Annotated in this window: 5 protein-coding genes; all 5 read left to right on the top strand. The window is 63.8% G+C overall.

The annotated features are described in order from the left end of the window. Positions 1-36 precede the first annotated feature (36 nt). On the top strand, positions 37-1,026 hold the full coding sequence (locus AC1DS3_RS35320) for an alpha/beta fold hydrolase (RefSeq protein ID WP_441632411.1): 990 nt from the start codon (positions 37-39) through the stop codon (positions 1,024-1,026). Positions 1,027-1,107: 81 nt separating this feature from the next. Then, positions 1,108-2,979 (top strand): amidohydrolase, encoded by a 1,872-nt coding sequence (locus AC1DS3_RS35315; protein WP_441632413.1) that lies wholly within the window; start codon positions 1,108-1,110, stop codon positions 2,977-2,979. 28 nt (positions 2,980-3,007) lie between these two features. Next, on the top strand, positions 3,008-3,442 hold the full coding sequence (locus AC1DS3_RS35310) for a DoxX family protein (RefSeq protein WP_441632415.1): 435 nt from the start codon (positions 3,008-3,010) through the stop codon (positions 3,440-3,442). Between the two features lie 204 nt (positions 3,443-3,646). Next, positions 3,647-3,940 carry a XapX domain-containing protein gene (locus AC1DS3_RS35305; protein WP_441632417.1) on the top strand — a complete coding sequence of 98 codons (294 nt, stop codon included), beginning with the start codon at positions 3,647-3,649 and terminating at the stop codon, positions 3,938-3,940. Positions 3,941-3,944: 4 nt separating this feature from the next. Further along, positions 3,945-4,751: porin (locus AC1DS3_RS35300; protein WP_477129010.1), on the top strand; the 807-nt coding region annotated here is incomplete at its 3' end.

Here is a 4,751-nt window from a genome sequence, read left to right as displayed (position 1 = left end):
CCCGGATTTCGAGCCAACTTTCGGCTAGCCCCAATCATGCAAACTGAACACACCCAGGAACACGGTCACAACATCGATGCATCGCGCCGGCAACTGCTGGTAGGTAGCACTGTTGGCGCCGCGGCCGCATCGGTGGCGTCGCTTGCCGCACTGACGCCCACGGCCGCGCAAGCCGCGCCAGCCAGCAGCCGCGCCACGAAGCAGGGCCACTACATCACGACCAAAGACGGCACGCGCATCTTCTACAAGGACTGGGGCACGGGCAGCCCGGTGGTGTTCTCGCACGGCTGGCCGCTCAATGCCGACGCCTGGGACGCCCAGATGCTGTGCCTGGTGCAGAAGGGCTTTCGCGTGATCGCCCATGACCGTCGCGGCCATGGCCGTTCGGACCAGCCCGCGCAGGGCAACAACATGGACACCTACGCCGACGACCTCGCCGCGCTGCTGGACGCCCTCGACATCAAAGGCGCCACACTGGTTGGCCACTCCACCGGCGGCGGCGAAGTGGCGCACTACATCGGCCGTCATGGCACGAAGCGCGTGGCCAAGGCGGTATTAATCGGCGCGGTGCCGCCAATCATGCTCAAGACCGCGGCCAATCCGAACGGGCTGCCAATGGAAGTGTTCGACAGCATCCGCAAGAACGTGACGGAGAACCGCTCGCAGTTCTACAAGGACCTGACTACGCCCTTCTTCGGCTTCAACCGCCCCGGCGCAAAGGTTTCGCAGGGCACCATCGATGCGTTCTGGGCACAGGGCATGACAGGTGGCATTCTGGGCCAGTACGCATGCATCAAGGAGTTCTCAGAGGTGGACTACACCGAGGACCTGAAGAAAATCACCGTGCCAACGCTGATCCTGCATGGTGACGACGACCAGATCGTGCCCATCGACAACTCGGCCCGCCTGTCGGCCAAGATCGTCAAGAACGCCACGCTCAAGGTCTACCCGGGCGCATCGCATGGCATGTGCGTAGTCAACGCCGATCAGGTCAATGCCGACCTGCTTGCCTTTCTGAACAGCTAAGCCGCGATGTCAGTTACCCGCCGGCAATTCATCGCCTCTGCTGCCGCCCTCGGTGCGGCGGCCTCTTCGGATCTTCTCGCCATGACCCCGAACCCGACTCCCGACCTGATCCTCGTCAACGGCAAGTTCGCCACGCTCGACAAGTCCAACCCGCAAGCCGACGCGGTCGCAATCCACGACGGCCGCTTCGTGGGGGTGGGCATGCGCCAGGACATCATGAAGCTCTCGGGGCCGCAGACAAACGTGATCGACCTGAACGGCCGGCGGGCCATTCCCGGGCTGATCGACAGCCACATGCACATCATCCGCGGCGGGCTGAACTACAACATGGAGCTGCGCTGGGACGGCGTGCGCTCGCTGGCCGATGCCATGCGCATGCTCAAGGACCAGGTGGCACGCACGCCCGCGCCGCAGTGGGTACGCGTGGTCGGCGGCTTTACCGAGCATCAGTTCGCCGAAAAACGCCTGCCGACCATCGAGGAACTGAATGCGGCGGCGCCGGATACGCCTGTGTTCATCCTGCACCTGTACGACCGTGCCATCCTCAACGGCGCCGCCCTGCGCGCAGTCGGCTATACCAAGGACACGCCGAACCCGCCGGGCGGCGAGATCGTGCACGACAAGGCCGGCAACCCCACGGGCCTGCTGCTCGCCAAGCCAAACGCCACGATCCTCTAYGCCACGCTGGCCAAGGGCCCCAAGCTGCCGCCCGAGTACCAGAAGAATTCCACCCGGCATTTCATGCGCGAGGTGAACCGTCTTGGCGTGACCGGCGTCATCGACGCTGGCGGCGGCTACCAGAACTACCCGGAGGACTATCACATCATCGAAGAGCTGCACAAGGACGGGCAGCTCACGGTGCGCCTGGCCTACAACCTGTTCACGCAGAAGCCCAAGGAAGAGCTGAGCGACTTCAAGACCTGGACATCGACCGTCAAGCCAGGCCAGGGCGACGACCTCTACCGCCACAATGGCGCCGGCGAAATGCTGGTCTACACGGCGGCCGACTTCGAGGACTTCCGTGTCGAGCGCCCCGACATGGCGCCGTCGATGGAAAGCGACCTGGAGCCGGTGATCCGCCTGCTGGCGGAGAAGCGCTGGCCGTGGCGGCTGCATGCCACCTATGACCAGACCATCTCGCGCGCGCTGGATGTCTATGAGAAGGTAGCCAAAGACATCCCGTTCGACGGCCTGAACTGGTTCTTCGACCACGCCGAGACGATTTCCGACCGCAATATTGACCGCATCGCTGCGCTCGGTGGCGGCATCGCGGTGCAGCACCGCATGGCCTATCAAGGCGAGTACTTTGTCGAACGCTACGGTGCCAAGGCTGCCGAAGCCACGCCGCCAATCAAGAAGATGCTCGAGAAGGGCGTCAAGGTGGGCGCCGGTACCGATGCCACGCGCGTGGCGTCGTACAACCCGTGGGTATCGCTTTACTGGCTGACCACGGGCAAGACCGTCGGCGGCATGTCGATGTATCCACAGGCCAACCTGCTCGATCGCGAAACGGCGCTGCGCCTGTGGACCGAGGCCAACACGTGGTTCTCATCCGAAGTGGGCAAGAAGGGCCAGATCAAGGTGGGCCAGCTGGCCGACCTGGCCGTGTTGTCGGCCGACTACTTCTCGGTACCGGGCGACGACATCCAGGACATCACGTCGGTGCTGACCGTGCTCGGTGGCAAGGTGGTCTATGGCGACAGCGAATTCGGCAAGCATTCGCTCGACATCCCCCCCGCGATGCCGGACTGGTCACCGGCCCGCCACGGCAGCCAGTACCAGCCGCGCCCGCAGGCCCAGGCGCGCGCACTGGCGCTGAACACCGCGTGCGGCTGCGCCAGTTCGTGCGGCGTGCATGCCCATGCGCATGCCAAGGCCTGGACCTCGGGCGTGCCGACGTCGGACGAAAGCACGTTCTGGGGCGCGCTGGGCTGCTCGTGCTGGGCATTCTGATCCACGTTGTCCACATCGGAGAGCGGCCATGACCATCTCGACACCCCCGCTAACCACGGCCGGCAACAATACCCACCGGCTGCCTCGCTGGCTGCGCTGGATCGCCCTGCTTTTGCTGTGCGCAGCCTACCTGCAGGGCGGTTTGGTCAAGCTGTTCGTCTTCTCCAGCGCCGTGACAGAGATGCAGCACTTCGGCCTGTCGCCTGCTGTTCCGCTGGCCGGGGCGACGATTGCGCTGGAGCTTGGGGCGTCGGCAATGATCCTGACCGGCTTCTGGCGTTGGCTCGGCGCACTGGCGCTGGCGGCGTTCACGCTGATGGCCACGTTCCTGGCCAACCGGTTTTGGAGCGCACCGCCCGAAGCGCAGTTCATGATGGCCAACGCGTTCTTCGAACATCTGGGCCTGGTGGGTGGGTTCCTGCTCGTGGCGTGGGATGACCTTCGCACGCGGAGACAACCGTGACGCAATCTGCCATCTCCGCGGCCAAGCCTGCATCGGGCGGCAYGTTTGCCCCGCTGGCCCAACCCACGTTTGCGGTACTGTGGGTGGCCACGATACTACCGCGCTGATCCCGAACCGCATGCGGCTGCCGCGCGGCGAAGACGGACTGGGCCTGCCGCCGGCGTAGCGCCGCCCCGATATCCCCCGTTTCCAACCTTGTCTCATATGAAGCTCTATCTCATCTCCCTTGGCGCCGGCATCCTGGTCGGCATCATCTATGCATTGATGCAGGTCCGCTCGCCTGCGCCGCCCGCAATTGCTTTGATCGGGTTGCTAGGCATGCTGATTGGCGAGCAGGTTGTGCCGCCGGTCAAGCGCATGCTGGCGGGCGAGCCAGTCACCATTGCATGGTTCCGCGGCGAATGCGTCCCGAAGATTACGGGTACACCGCCCAATGCGGACACGACCGTTGAACCGTCGGCAGCCCTCCGCGCGCGTAGCAAAGAAGGGAACCAGTAACGCCATGAGTCGTCTCCGAAACCAGCCCGAAGCACTTACCAGCCGTACTAACGCAATTGGGCCCCAGCGCATTTACGTCGCCTTGGCAGCGTCCTTGTCCGCGGCCGCCGCACCTGCCGTGGCGGACAGCAATGTGGCGGTCTATGGTCGGCTGAACACAGCAATCGAGTATGTGACCGTGACCACCGCAACCGACGGCACCAGACTAGGCAATACGGCGCGCCTCACGAATAACCGCTCCGTGTTCGGCTTACGGGGCGAGGAACAGTTGGCCAACGGGATCAAGGCGATCTGGCAAATCGAAAGCGCCCTGTCGATTGACAACGGCGCGGGGCAAATCGCCGCACGAGATACCCGGCTCGGCCTGCAGAGCCCGTACGGCACCCTCTTCATGGGCAACTGGGACACACCATACACAAGTGCGACCAAGAGCTACGACCCGTATTACCCCACCACCGCGGGTTACATGGCGCTGATAGGCAATKGCGCTGCGTCTACCAGCGACAATGTCCAGAACACCAGCTCATTTGATCGACGACAGAAGAACTCATTGCACTACCAGTCGCCGACGTGGCACGGCTTGAGCGGCGCCATTGCCTGGGGATTGCCGGARGAAAAGACAACGGTGCCGCGCAATCCCGCGCTGTATTCCTTTGCCACCGCCTATGACCACGGCAACCTGAACCTGACGCTTGCCTATGAGATCCACCAGCGCTATCAGACCAGCGGACGCAATGACGATGCAATCAAGGCAGGAATTTCCTACCAGTTCCCGTCGACACGCGTCAGTGCCCTGTATGAACGCCTGCAC

This window comes from Cupriavidus sp. 01L46, assembly GCF_056399905.1.
This window is presented reverse-complemented; position numbering and strand designations above follow the sequence as displayed.

Coding starts and splice junctions, on each gene's coding strand:
- AC1DS3_RS35320 (WP_441632411.1), top strand. CDS start 37: ATGCAAACTGAACACACCCAGGAACACGGTCACAACATCGATGCATCG.
- AC1DS3_RS35310 (WP_441632415.1), top strand. CDS start 3,008: ATGACCATCTCGACACCCCCGCTAACCACGGCCGGCAACAATACCCAC.
- AC1DS3_RS35305 (WP_441632417.1), top strand. CDS start 3,647: ATGAAGCTCTATCTCATCTCCCTTGGCGCCGGCATCCTGGTCGGCATC.